General features: G+C 74.1%; 8 protein-coding genes. 2 read left to right on the top strand and 6 right to left on the bottom strand.

Annotation, left to right across the window (positions count from 1 at the left end; genetic code table 11):
* Positions 1-28: 28 nt before the first annotated feature.
* Complete coding sequence (locus AB0I82_RS26350; protein ID WP_363259808.1) at positions 29-940, bottom strand: SDR family oxidoreductase; 912 nt, start codon at positions 938-940, stop codon at positions 29-31.
* A gap of 97 nt (positions 941-1,037) precedes the next feature.
* On the opposite strand from AB0I82_RS26350, the gene AB0I82_RS26345 reads away from it, so the two are divergent.
* The gene (locus tag AB0I82_RS26345) at positions 1,038-1,973 is read left to right on the top strand and encodes a cyclase family protein (RefSeq protein ID WP_363259807.1); all 936 of its coding nucleotides are present in this window, start codon (positions 1,038-1,040) and stop codon (positions 1,971-1,973) included.
* A gap of 249 nt (positions 1,974-2,222) precedes the next feature.
* Here AB0I82_RS26345 and AB0I82_RS26340 read toward each other — a convergent pair whose 3' ends face one another.
* The 4 genes from AB0I82_RS26340 to AB0I82_RS26325 form a co-directional block, all read right to left on the bottom strand.
* On the bottom strand, positions 2,223-2,705 hold the full coding sequence (locus tag AB0I82_RS26340; RefSeq protein ID WP_363259806.1) for an ATP-binding protein: 483 nt from the start codon (positions 2,703-2,705) through the stop codon (positions 2,223-2,225).
* 414 nt (positions 2,706-3,119) lie between these two features.
* Positions 3,120-4,094: an acyl-CoA dehydrogenase family protein gene (locus AB0I82_RS26335; RefSeq protein ID WP_363259805.1), complete on the bottom strand. Its 975-nt coding sequence runs from the start codon at positions 4,092-4,094 to the stop codon at positions 3,120-3,122.
* A 2-nt stretch (positions 4,095-4,096) separates the two neighbouring features.
* Positions 4,097-5,251, bottom strand: coding sequence for an acyl-CoA dehydrogenase family protein (locus AB0I82_RS26330; RefSeq protein WP_363259804.1), 1,155 nt, complete (start codon positions 5,249-5,251; stop codon positions 4,097-4,099).
* Positions 5,252-5,258: 7 nt separating this feature from the next.
* Positions 5,259-6,449, bottom strand: coding sequence for an amidohydrolase family protein (locus AB0I82_RS26325; protein ID WP_363259803.1), 1,191 nt, complete (start codon positions 6,447-6,449; stop codon positions 5,259-5,261).
* Between the two features lie 147 nt (positions 6,450-6,596).
* Between AB0I82_RS26325 and AB0I82_RS26320 the strand changes: the two genes are divergently transcribed.
* Positions 6,597-8,189 carry an AMP-binding protein gene (locus AB0I82_RS26320; protein WP_363259802.1) on the top strand — a complete coding sequence of 531 codons (1,593 nt, stop codon included), beginning with the start codon at positions 6,597-6,599 and terminating at the stop codon, positions 8,187-8,189.
* Here the strand turns inward: AB0I82_RS26320 and AB0I82_RS26315 are convergent.
* The gene (locus tag AB0I82_RS26315) at positions 8,156-11,398 is read right to left on the bottom strand and encodes a protein kinase (RefSeq protein WP_363259801.1); all 3,243 of its coding nucleotides are present in this window, start codon (positions 11,396-11,398) and stop codon (positions 8,156-8,158) included. The two genes, AB0I82_RS26320 and AB0I82_RS26315, sit on opposite strands and share 34 nt — an antisense overlap.
* Between the last annotated feature and the right edge of the window lie 355 nt (positions 11,399-11,753).

Genomic DNA, 11,753 nt, shown 5'->3' with positions numbered 1-11,753 from the left:
CTCCGGAGAGCCGTTGCGCGTGGCCCCCCTAGGCATTGGGGCGTTCCTTCGCAGCCGCCGCGGCCGCCATCGCCTCCAGGCGGTCCAACAGCGGCATGGGGTCGGTGCCGACCGTCCCCGGGAGGAAGTCGGCGATCTTCTCCGGGGTCCACGGGCCCTCGTTGTACGCGGCGCGCAGCTCCCGGGGCTGCGCCCAGACCGCGATCTTCGGGCCGGCCACCGTGTACACCTGGCCGGTGATCCCCTCCCCCTTGGCGCGCTCGCTCAGCAAGTAGACGACGAGCGCCGCGACATCCTCGGGCTCGCCGATCTCCTTGAGCTCCATGGGGACGCCCGCGGACATACGGGTGCGCGCGACGGGCGCCACGGCGTTCGCGGTCACGCCGTACTTGTGCAGCCCCAACGCGGCGCTGCGCACGAGGGAGATGATGCCGCCCTTGGCCGAGGCGTAGTTGGCCTGGGAGACGCTGCCCTGGTGGTTGCCGCTGGTGAAGCCGATGAGGGTGCCCGCCTTCTGGCGCCGCATCACCGCGGCGGCCGCCCGGAAGACCGTGAACGTGCCCTTGAGGTGGGTCGCGATCACCGGGTCCCACTCCGCCTCGGACATGTTGAACAGCATCCGTTCGCGCAGGATGCCCGCCACGCACACCACGCCGTCGATGCGCCCGTAGCGCGCGAGGGCCGTGTCCACGATGCGCTGCCCGCCGTCCATCGTGGCGACGTCGTCGGCGACCGCGACGGCCTCGCCGCCGGCCGCCTCGATCTCCTTCACCACCCCGGCGGCGACCTCGCTGCCGGGCTCGCTGCCGTCCACCGAGACGCCGTAGTCGTTGACGATCACCTTGGCGCCCTCCGCCGCGGCCGCCAGCGCCACGGCCCGCCCGATGCCGCGGCCCGCCCCCGTGACGGCGACCACCTTGCCGGTCAAGAAGTTCCCCATGCCGCGCCCCTTCCCGCAGTTTCTGACGGACCGTTAGATTTTTGGGCAGACGCGTAACGAAGACAAGCCCCACGACCGAATCCCCCGAGGAGGGCGCATGCCCCTGCCGCCGGAGTTCCACGAGATCGCCCGACGTGTGAACAACTGGGGGCGGTGGGGGCCCGACGACGAGATCGGCACGCTGAACCTGATCACCGCGGACGTGGTGCGCGCCGCCGTGGCGACCGTCCGCAGCGGCCTGCGCATTCCGCTCGCGCTGCCGCTCCGCCAGGACGGCGTGCAGACCGGCGCCATACCGGGGCGGGTCAACCCGCTGCACACGATGGTCGCGATCAACCATGAGATGTTCGGCCCGGACACGGTCGCGACCAGCGACGACGTGGTGACCATGGGCCTGCAGGCGGCCACCCACTGGGACGGCCTCACGCACGTCTCGCATTCGGGGAAGCTCTACAACGGCCGGCCGGCCGCCGCCGTCACCGCCCACGCGGGCGCGACCGCGCTCGGCATCGAGAAGGCCCCTCCGGTCCTCTCACGCGGGGTGCTGCTGGATGTGGCGCGCGTACGGGACGGGGGCGGCGACCGGCCGCTGGACGGCGCGCACGCGGTCACCCCCGAGGACCTGGAGGCCGCGGAGGAGCTGGCCGGCACGGCCGTACGCGCCGGTGACGTCGTCCTCGTACGCACCGGGCAGCTGCGGCGCTATCTGGCGGGCGACAAGCAGGGGTACGCGTTCCCCTCACCGGGGCTGTCGGTGCGTACTCCGGAGTGGTTCCACGCCCGCGACGTCGCCGCGGTCGCCAATGACACCCTCACCTTCGAGATCTTCCCGCCCGAGATCGCGGATCTGTGGATGCCCGTGCACGCGCTGCACCTCGTGGAGATGGGGCTGCTGCAGGGGCAGAACTGGAACCTGGAGGAGCTGTCGGCGGCCTGCGCCGCAGAGGGGCGCTACGCCTTCCTGCTCTCGGCGGTGGCGGAGCCGTTCGTCGGCGGCTCCGGGGCGCCGGTCGCTCCCGTAGCGGTGCTCTAGAGGAGCCGTCCGTAGCGGTGCTCTAGGAGCCGTCCACGGCGGCACCACAGAAGGGCCGCCCGGCCAAGGTGGCGGTGCGCTCATGCGCACCCCGAGCGCGGCACCGCGGACCGCCACCCGGCTCCGGGCGCGACCCGCACTCGCCAAGGGGGCGTCTCCCGAACCCTCGGCGTCCCCTCGCGGCGAATCGCTGCCCCAAGCGTGATCAAGGTGCCACGTCACGTCAACACCTGGTCTGGACTTTTTCCGTTACATCCTGTTTGTGACGGCACACGGCTGCTCGTACGCCCCCAGTGCGCCCGGTTCTGCGCCCGTCGCCATCAGCAGCGACCGGCCGCGGTCCACCTCGCACCAGATGCGCTTGCCCGGCCCTTCGGGCTGCCAGCCCCAGCGGTCGGCCAGCCCGTCGACCAGCTCCAGGCCGCGGCCGTTGGTGTCGTCACCGTCCGCGCGGCGCGGCCGCGGCGGGCGGGCGCTGCCGTCCACGACCTCCAGCCGCACCGTCCCGACCACGGGCCCCGCACCGGAGAAGCGCAGCCGCAGCTCGGCGTGCGAGCCGGCGTGCACCACGGCGTTGGTGACGAGCTCGGAGACCAGCAGGATCAGCGTCTCCGCCAGCGGCTCGTCGGCCCCTATGCCGGACCCGGCCAGCCGCGACCGGGCCCACCTGCGGGCCCGCCCCACCTCAGCGGGGTCGGGCCGCACCTCCAACTGCACCTGAAGCACCTGCACCGCTCACACCATCCGAACCGGCGGAAACATCGCCTCGCGCCTCCACGGGATCACGGTGCGTGATCCCGGCGAAGCACAGCATGGTTGACGTTCAGTCACCCCAACAAGCGCTTCAGGCATATTCCAGCGGAAGGGAGTATGCGTGCTGCATACTGTGCGACGCGCAATGCGGGGAGTCGAACGCAGGGGTTTCGCGGGCCCCCGCCCGGTGCGAGCGGGACGCATCCCGTAGCCCGGAGGCGCCTCGCAGGCAACGCCGGGCCGGTTGCGCCTCAGAACCACTCGCACCCGAGCGAGCGTACCCGAGCGCCGCGCCGACTCCCCCGCGTAACGAGTCACGCGAAGGACACAACCCGATATCGACGCAGCGTGACCGCTCATCCGTGCGGAGTCCGATATTCCGCTCAACTGCCGTCACACAGCGATATGACCGTCGGCCAACGCCTCCGCCAGCGCCTCCTCGCCCGCGGCCGCCGACTGCCAGCTCTCGGCACGCAGCCACGCCCGCTTCAGGAGGAGGTGCACGTCCGCCTCCCAGGTGAATCCCATGCCGCCGTGCACTTGTAGGGAGTCGCGGGCGTTGCGCACGGCGGCCTCGTCGGCGAGCAGCTTCGCACCGGACACCTCGACCGGATCTTCGGTGACAGAGGCCGCATAGACGGCACTTCGGGCGAGCTCCACTCGTACCAGCATCTGCGCACACAGGTGCTTGACCGCCTGGAAGGAGCCGATCGGGGCCCCGAACTGCTCCCGCTGCCGCGCGTACGCCACCGCCGCCTCCAGGGCGCGCACGGCGCCGCCCAGCTGCTGCGCGGCGGTCAGCAGGACGGCCTCGCGGCGGAGCCGGGGGACGTCCGCCGCGTGCGGCGCACCGGACGGGCTATCGAGGAGCCGGGCGAGCGGGGTCAGCGGGTCCACCGAGCGCACCGCGGCCCTACGGAGGCCGTCGGGCGCATACCTGCATGCAGCGTGCTCGGTCACCACGATGACCTCATCGCAGTCGGACGGATGCTCCCAGAGCGCCGGGGTCGCGGCGGCGTCGCACAGCCCCGCGACCCGCTCGCCGGCCGCCGCCCCGTCCACCGCGCCCGCGAGCAGCATCCCGGCCACCAGGGGCCCCGGCAGCAGCGCCCGCCCGGCCTCCTCCAGCACGAGGACGGCCTCCGGCAGCCCGAGCCCCGCGCCGCCGTCCGCCTCGGGCAGCAGCAGCGAGAAGAAGCCCGCGTCCGCCAGCTCGCGCCACAGGGCGCGGTCCAGTACAGGCTCGTCGTCCGCCGCTTCGTAGGCGTCCACCGCCGCGCGCAGCCGCTCTCTGGGGAAGCGTCCGGCCAGCAGTTCGTGCACGCCCGCGCGCAGCGCCTGTTGGTCGTCGGAGAGGTGGAAGTCCACGGTCAGCGTCCCTTCGGGAGGCCGAGGAGCCGCTCGGCCACGATGTTCTGCTGGATCTGGGAGGTACCGGCCGCGATCGTGTACGAGAGGGACGAGAGCCGGTCGGTAATCCACTCCTGGTCCGCGTCGAGCGCCCCGGCGCCCAGCACCTCGGCGGCCGCGTCGTACAGCTCCTGGCGGGCGTGCGAGTACCGCAGCTTGAAGACCGAGCCACCCGCTCCCGGAACGCCGCCCCCGCGCTGCGCCTCACTGACGTTCCACTGTGTGAGTCGCCACAGTGCGGTGAACTCCGCCGCCAACCGCCCCAGCCTGCGCCGCAGTACCGGGTCGTCCCAGCGGCCGTTGTCGCGCGCCTTACGGGCCAGCGCGGCCAGCACCCGATGGCAGGCCACCACCTCGCCCACGAAGGCGGTGCCGCGCTCGAAGGAGAGCGTCACCATCGTCACCCGCCAGCCGTCGTGCTCGGCCCCGAGGCGGTTCGCCACCGGCACCCGCACCTCGTCGAGGAAGACCTCCGCGAACTCGGCGGTCCCTGTGAGCGTGCGCAGCGGCCGTACCATAATGCCGGGCGCGTCCATGGGCATTGCGAGCCAGCTGATACCTCTGTGCCGCGGCGCTTCGGGGTCGGTGCGCACCAGCAGCTCGCACCAGTCGGCGACCTCGGCGTGCGAGGTCCAGATCTTGCTGCCGCTGACCACGTAGGTGTCGCCGTCCCGCACCGCCTTCGTACGCAGCGCCGCCAGGTCCGAACCGGCGTCCGGCTCGCTGAAGCCCTGGCACCAGATCTCCTCGCCGCGCAGGATCGGCGGCAGCCAGCGGGCGCGCTGGTCGGCGGTGCCCTCGGCAGCGATGGTGGGCCCGGCGTGCAGCAGCCCGACGAAGTTCGCGCCCACGTACGGTGCGCCGGCCAGCTCGGTCTCCTCCAGGAAGATCAGGTGCTGGGTGGGCGTCGCGCCCCGTCCGCCGGCGTCGGCGGGCCAGTGCAGCCCCGCGTACCCGGCGTCGTACAGCAGCCGCTGCCAGGCCGTGTCGTAGGCCCTGCGGCCGGGCCAGTCGGTGGCGGCGGGCCGGTCGGGGAGCTTCGGCAGCACCTCGCGCAGCCAGGCGCGCAGCCGGGCCCGGAAGTCCTCCTCCTCGTCCGTGTACGTGAGGTCCACCGGGGCCTCACGTGTCCAGGCCGAGGCCGAGCATCCGGATGGCGTTGCCCCGCATCAGCTTGTACACGGTCTCCTCGTCCAGCCCCTTCACGTGGTCGAGCGCGACCTCCTTGGTGTGCGGGAAGGTCGAGTCCACGTGCGGGTAGTCCGTCTCGAAGGTCGCGTTGTCCCGGCCGACCGCGTCCAGTGAGGCGACGCCGTGCTTGTCCCGGAAGAAGCAGCAGAAGATCTGCCGGTAGTAGTACGTCGAGGGCGGCTCGGGGATCAGGTCGCGCACCCCGCCCCAGGCCCGGTGCTCCTCCCACACGTCGTCCGCCCGTTCCAGCGCGTACGGTATCCAGCCCATCTGCCCCTCGCTGTACGCGAGTTTCAGCCGTGGGAACTTCACCAGGATGCCGCTGAACAAGAAGTCCATCATCGAGGCCATCGCATTGTTGAACGAGAGGGCGGCCTGCACGGCGGGCGGCGCATCGGGGGACGCGGCCGGCATCTGGGAGCTGGACCCGATGTGCATGTTGACGACCGTGCCGGTCTCCTCACAGGCCGCGAAGAAGGGGTCCCAGTAGCCGCTGTGGATGGAGGGCAGTCCGAGGTATGTGGGGATCTCGCTGAACGTCACGGCGCGCACTCCACGCGCGGCGTTGCGCCGCACCTCTTGGACGGCGAGCCCGATGTCCCAGAGGGGCACGATGCAGAGCGGGATCAGCCGGCCGCCGCTGTCGCCGCACCACTCCTCGACCATCCAGTCGTTGTACGCCCGCACGCACGCCAGCGCGACCTCCTTGTCGTGCGCCTCCGCAAAGGTCTGGCCGCAGAAACGCGGGAAGGTCGGGAAGCAGAGGGACGCCTCGACGTGGTTGAGGTCCATGTCCTTCAGGCGCTCGGCGGGGTCCCAGCAGCCGGGGCGCATCTGCGCGCGGGTGATGCCCTCCAGCGTCATGTCGTCGCGGTCGAAGCCGACGGCGGCGATGTTGCGCTTGTACGGGAACTTCAGGTCCTCGTAGAGCCACCAGTCGGTGGGCGGGCCGTCCGGGTCCATGGTGATGACGTACTTGCCGCCGACGTACGCCAGCTCGCCGATGCCGGCGGTCAGCGGCTTGGGGCCGCGGTCCCGGTACTTGGCCGGCAGCCAGGTCTCGAAGAGGTGCGCGGGCTCGATCACGTGGTCGTCGACGCTGATGATGCGCGGTAGCTCCATGGGAGTCCCCTGTCCCCTCGTTACCTGACGGATAGTCAGTTACTGGACGCAGGCTAGCCCCCGCCCCCTGGACCGACAAGGCACACGCCTCTACGCTCCGGTACGCACCTGATGGTTCGTCAGTTCTGTTGGGCGCAGGGAGGATGTATGGCGAGCGAGACCCTGTGGGGGCTGGTCGTGGACCGTGCCGACCGCACTCCGGAGGCCACCGCGCTCATACAGGCGGGGGACACACCGGAAGACGAGCGCCGCATCGGGTTCGGCGCGCTGCGCGCCCGCGCGGAACGGGTCGCGGCCGGGCTGCACGCGCGGGGCGTGCGCGCCGGCACCCGGGTCGTCTGGCAGCTGCCGACCCGTATCGAAACGGTCCTGCTCTGCCTCGCCCTGGCCAGGCTCGGCGCGGTCCAGAGCCCGATCGTCCCGCTCTACCGCGACCACGAGGTGGCACACGTACTGCGCCGCACCGAAGCGGAGTTCTTCCTCACGCCCGGTACGTGGCGCGGCTTCGACCACACCGCCATGGGTCACCGGATCGCCGCCCGGCTCCCCGGCCCGCTCACGGTCGCCGACGTGTACGGCACCCTGCCCGACGGCGACCCCGGCAGCCTGCCGCCGCCGCCCGCCGACCCCGGGGAGACCCGCTGGATCTACTGGACCTCGGGCACCACCGCGGGCCCCAGGGGCGTCCTGCACTGCGACCGGGCGCTGCTCGCGGCGGGCACCGACCTCGGGCGCGCGCTGCGCGTGCACCCGCGTGACGTGGGCTCGATGGCGTTCCCGTACGCGCACGTCGCGGGCCCCGATTACACCGTCATGCTGCTGCGGCACGGCATCCCGGCCGTCCTGTTCGAACACTTCGCGCTGCCCGGTGCGCTGGGCGCGTACCGCCGGCACGGCGTCACGATCGCGGGCGGCTCCACCGCCTTCTACCAGCTCTTCCTTACCGAACAGCGGCGGCAGACCGGCTCCGGTCCGCTCCTCCCCGACCTGCGTCTGTTGGCGGGCGGCGGCGCGCCCAAACCTCCCGGGCTGTACTACGAGGTGGTCCGCGAGCTGGGCTGCGCCCTCACCCATGGGTACGCGCTGACCGAGGCCCCGATGGTGACCATGGGCGACCCGCTGGACAGCGATGCGGACCTGGCCACGGCCGACGGCCGCCCGCCGGCCGGCATGGAGATCCGCATCGGCGCGGACGGCGAGATACGGCTGCGCGGCCCCGCCGTGTGCCAGGGGTACCTCGGCGAGCCGGACCCGTTCGACGCCGACGGGTTCCTGCCCACCGGGGACCTCGGGCACCTCACCCCCGAAGGGCGCCTCGTCGTCACCGGGCGGCTGAAGGACATCATCATCCGTAAGGGCGAGAACGTCTCGGCCAAGGAGGTCGAGGACCTGCTCTCTCTGCATCCGGACGTCCGGGACGCCGCGGTCATCGGGCTTCCGGACGCCGCGCGCGGGGAACTGGTGTGCGCGGTGGTGGAACAGCGGAACGGCGCGCCCCCGGTGACGCTGGAGGCGCTGGGCGCGTGGCTACGGGAGCGCGGGCTGGCGCCGCACAAGGTGCCCGAACGGGTGGAGGTGGTGGACGCGCTCCCCCGGGGCGCGACGCTGCGCAAGGTGCTCAAGGGTGAGCTGCGCGCCCGCTTCGCGCCGGGCGCGTGCGACGCCGCCCGTCCCGGCTCCGGCCACGGCTCTGGCCCCGGCTCCGCTCAGGGGCGGAAGGACGTCGACGCCTGCTCGTAGAAGCGGTCCACCTCGGCCCGGTCGCGGTCCGGGCCGATCACCAGGACGAGGTGGTAGCGGCCGTCCTCCAGGAGCGCCATGTTGCGCGCGTACGTAGCGGAGGCGCTGTCCTCGCCCCAGGTGAACGTGCCCTCCGCCATGGCCGTCCGGCCGACATCGGTGCGCCGCAACCCGGAGGACGAGGTCCAGTTCGCGTCGCGGAACGGCGCCAGCTCGGCCTCCTTGTCCTGCTGGTACGCCATCGGGTCGGAGCCGAACCGCTTCGCGGTGTCCCGGCCCGGCACCACCAGCAGCGTGAAGGCGCCCTTGGTGTAGCGCACCTGGCCCTCGGCGTTCCTGGCGTGCCGCTGCCAGCCCTTGTGCACGGCGATCCGGAAGCCCTCGGGGTCGTCGCGCATCTCGAAGCCGTCGGCCAGGCCGTCCGGTGCGGTGGTCCGGGGGTGCGTGCCGGTCGGGTCCGCGCCGTCCGGCTGCGATTGCGCCGGGTCGGGCGCGGGCGTGCCGGTCTCGGTACCGGTGGGCACGCTGCTCCGCGCGTTTCCGGAGTCGTCCGGGTCCGTGCCGTTCTTGGGCAGGAAGACCGCGGCGACCACGACCGCGCCGACGACGAGCAGGAGCACGAGGCCTAGCAGCAGCATGCCTAGGCGGCGGGGGCCGCCGCGGGGGGTTCGGTCGCGGGGTGTCCGGTCGCGGTTCGGCCGCGGCTCCGGCTGCCGCGCGCGGTCGTGGCTGCGGGCGCGGTCGTGGGCGCGGGTGCTGTCGTGGCCGCGGGTGCCGCCGTGGTCGCCGAAGCCGCCGTGGTCGCCGAAGCCGTCGCTGGCGCGCGGGGGCGGTGCGGGGCGCGCCGAAGGCGGCGGGGGCGGTGCGGGGCGCGCCGAAGGCGGCGGGGGCGGTGCGGGGCGCGCCGAAGGCGGCGGGGGCGGTGCGGGGCGCGCCGAAGGCGGCGGGGGCGGTGCGGGGTGCGCGGTGGGCGGCGGGGGCGGTGCGGGGTGCGCGGTGGGCGGTGCGGGGTGCGCTGTGGGCGCTGCAGGCCCGTGCTGGCGATCCCGGCGCGGGCGCGGCTTTTTGTGCCGGCCGCGCCGTACGAGCTCGCCGCGGCGGCGCACGATCGGCAGCCGGCGCGGGTCGCTGTCCCGCTCCAGGGCCGGTACGGTCACGACCGCGCGGCCGGCCTCCGGCTCCGGTGCCGCGCGTACGAGGGAGCGCAGCCAGCCGCGCAGCTCCTCGAAGTCGGGGCGTTCGGTGGGGTCCTGGCGCAGCAGCGACTCCACGACCGGGCGCAGCGCGCCGCACTCCTCCGCGTGCGCGGGCGGGCGGGCGCAGACCAGCTGGACCAGTTCGGCGGCGCTCTCCTCCGGGTACGGGGCGTGCCCCTGCACGCTTCGGAAGAGCAGCGCGCCGAGCGCCCAGAGGTCGGCGGCCGGGCCGACGGGCGGCGCGAGCTGCCAGTTCGCGTGGACGGGGCCGGCCTGTTCGGGCGCCCAGCGCTCGGTGACCGCGCCGACCATCGTGATCCGCGCCTGACGCGCCCGCTCGGCCGCCAGCGCGTTCCCCGGCGCCACGCCGGGGTACACGCCGGTGCCCGGCCCTCCTTGCACGCCGGCCGCCGCACCGGCGGGCCGGGTACCGGGCCCGGGCGGGCCGGCGGGGCGGCTCTGCGGTCCAGCCAGGCCGGCTGGGTGAACCGGCGGAACGGCCGGCCCGACTGGGTTGCTCGGCGGGACGGCCGGTCCCGTGGGGCGGTTCTGCGGGCCGGCCGGCAGCGCGTACGAGCCGCCCTGCGGCCTGCGCACCGGGCCCGGCAGCCCGCCACCGTACGCGGCACTGCCCGGCGCGGCCGGCTGCCGAGGAACGGGCGGCGCGGCGGGCGGGCGCGGCGGGACGACACCGGGCTGGCCCTGGCGGGGCGCACCCGAAGGCCCCGGCTGTACGCCCGGAGGGCCCGGCGGGACGGCGGAGCGCCCCTGTGTTGCGGCGGCCTGCCCATGAGGCGAGCCGGGCTGGTCCTGTGTAGCGGCGGGCTCCCCCTGAGGCGTACCGGGGCGGCCCGGTACGCCGGGAGGGCCCGGAGGCAAGGCGGAACGGTTCCCCGTACCGGCCGTGCGCGCCGCCGCGGCCCTGGCGCCCGCCCGGTAGGCGGCGATCGCCCCGGCACGTGCCCGCCGCGGATCGTCCTCGGCCGCCCCGGCCCCCGGGGCGCCGCGCCCCGACTCACCGCGCTCAGGCCCCCCAGAAGGCCCCGGCACCGCCTGCGTCACGCCACCTCGTCCTCCACCGGACGCAGCAGACACCCGCGGCCCTGACCCCGGCCTCGCCCCGCCGGACGCTCCCGGAGCCCCGCCCCGACCCGCATCTGCGCCAGCAGCGCCGGCCTCCGAAGGCGTGCGCCCTCCGGCCGCCCCCGAAGGCGTACGCGCCCCAGGCACCCCAGAAGAGCCGCCGCGCGCAGCCCCACCCGACACACCCCCACCAGGCGCAGCCGTAGGCGCAGCCATAGGCGCAGCCATAGGCGCACCCCCACCCCCCGCACGCCACTCCCGTACAACCCCCGGGCGCACCGCCCCCGGTGGCGGGTCCGTCGCCTCTCGGGGCACCGGGTCGTAGCCGCACAGGGCCTCTTCCGCGGCGCCGGCGGCCAGGCCGGTGAGGACGACTCGGCCGTCGTCGCAGACCAGGACCGTGCGCGGGGTGATGTTGCGGTGCGTCCAGCCGTGCGCGTGCAGCGTGCGCAGTGCGGTGAGGATGTCGGCGGCGATCTCCGCCGCGCGGTGCGGGGACAGCGTGCGGTCGGCGAGCAGCGCCGACAGCGGGCGGGCCGGGATCCGTTCGCTGACGATCCACAGGCTGCCGTCCTGCGCGAAGACGTCGAAAACCTGGTCGAGCCGAGGGTGATCCGGGATGCGCGCGGCGGCCGTCGCGGCCTCCAGGGCGCGCCGCACCATGGGATCGGACGGATCGCGGTCGGCCCGCGCGCCCGCGCCCGCGCCCGCGCCGGAGCCGGCGCCCGCACGCCGCCCACGGCCCGCGCCCGTGTCGTACTCGTCCACCAGCTCCGCGTCCACGACCTCCGGGAGCGGCACCTGACGGATCAGCACTTCCTGTCCGCTGTGCGTGTCCAGCGCGCGCGTCAGGACCGGCTCGGGCGCATCCGGCGGCGGCACCGGAAGGCGGTAGCGCTCGGCGAGCACTCGCCCCGCGTACTCGTCCACGACGCCTCCCCAGTGCGCGCGATACCCGCGGCCAACCGCTGGACCGTTCCTACCCCCCGGCACAGCGGTCCGTGGTCGGTTCCAGTCGCAATACTGCCGAAATGCGGCCGCGTACGGTCTATGTGAGGCCACGATACGTGTCCCGGGTCCGCCTGGGGACCGCTCGGCGCAACAGCACTCACCCGCCCCGGCGGCTTTCTGCCACCGGAGCGGGCGGAATGATCAGTCCCTCATACGGACGCGGGGGACAGCAGTTACTCGGGTGCCGAGAGCAACCCCTCTGCCCCGAAGGCCGGCGCGCCACTGCCGCACAGGGCCACGGGCCCGCCGCCCCCGAAGGCCGGCGCCCCGCAGC

This window comes from Streptomyces sp. NPDC050315 (assembly GCF_040655775.1).
Lineage (GTDB): Bacteria > Actinomycetota > Actinomycetes > Streptomycetales > Streptomycetaceae > Streptomyces.
The sequence above is the reverse complement of the archived record's forward strand: the minus strand, read 5'-3'. Positions and strand labels throughout refer to the sequence as shown.

What these genes read in the sequence shown, in the direction of transcription:
- AB0I82_RS26320 (WP_363259802.1), top strand. Translation starts at nt 6,597, where the DNA reads ATGGCGAGCGAGACCCTGTGGGGGCTGGTCGTGGACCGTGCCGACCGC.
- AB0I82_RS26350 (WP_363259808.1), bottom strand. Translation starts at nt 940, where the DNA reads ATGGGGAACTTCTTGACCGGCAAGGTGGTCGCCGTCACGGGGGCGGGC.
- AB0I82_RS26325 (WP_363259803.1), bottom strand. Translation starts at nt 6,449, where the DNA reads ATGGAGCTACCGCGCATCATCAGCGTCGACGACCACGTGATCGAGCCC.
- AB0I82_RS26345 (WP_363259807.1), top strand. Translation starts at nt 1,038, where the DNA reads ATGCCCCTGCCGCCGGAGTTCCACGAGATCGCCCGACGTGTGAACAAC.